This window comes from Streptomyces sp. NPDC046900, from assembly GCF_040644975.1.
Classification (GTDB): Bacteria; Actinomycetota; Actinomycetes; order Streptomycetales; family Streptomycetaceae; genus Streptomyces.
Map to the genome: position 1 here is coordinate 10,068 of NZ_JBEYXD010000157.1, position 582 is coordinate 10,649.

Here is a 582-nt window from a genome sequence, read left to right on the forward strand (position 1 = left end):
CAGCCGTGGTTGCTCCGGTCGTCACGGTCGTGGTGGCCCCAGCGGCCGTGGCCCCAGCCGTAGTTGCCCCGGTCGTCACGGTCGTGGTGGCCCCAGCGGCCGTCACGGTCGCCGCGCCCGTAGTCATCATGGTCGTGACCACGGTCGTGAGTGGCATGAGATACCACCGAGGGCGCATAGGTTGCGGCGCTGGCGCCAGTGGCGCCGCCCAGCAGGACGGCGGCCGCGACGCCCAGCGCGGCGGCAAGACGGGAAACCCGCATTCCGTGCTCCTTTCACGGCAGGTGCCTGATGCGCCCGCCTGGTCGGACACATCAATATTTACAGTGCAAATGTCACGGCAAGTCAGAATTCAACCCAAAGACACGCTTTGTGATGGTCTGTGTCGAGTCACGAACCGGCGCCAGGCGTGTCGGCGTCACCCGCGCGCACGCGAACCGGAGGCCCGCGCCCAGTCCACCAGGGTGAACTTGCATCACACGATCTTGCCGAAGCTCCCCACCCCACACTTGTCCGCGATCACCTCCAACAACAGCAACCCCGCCCCGACTCGTCCCGTAGTCCGGTCCGGCACATGCGAAC

The 582-nt window shown here is 66.7% G+C and carries 1 pseudogene; it reads right to left on the bottom strand.

Annotated elements, in window-relative coordinates:
- Nucleotides 1–263: pseudogene (locus ABZ904_RS49050) on the bottom strand (hypothetical protein); the annotation flags it as partial.
- Nucleotides 264–582 lie beyond the last annotated feature (319 nt).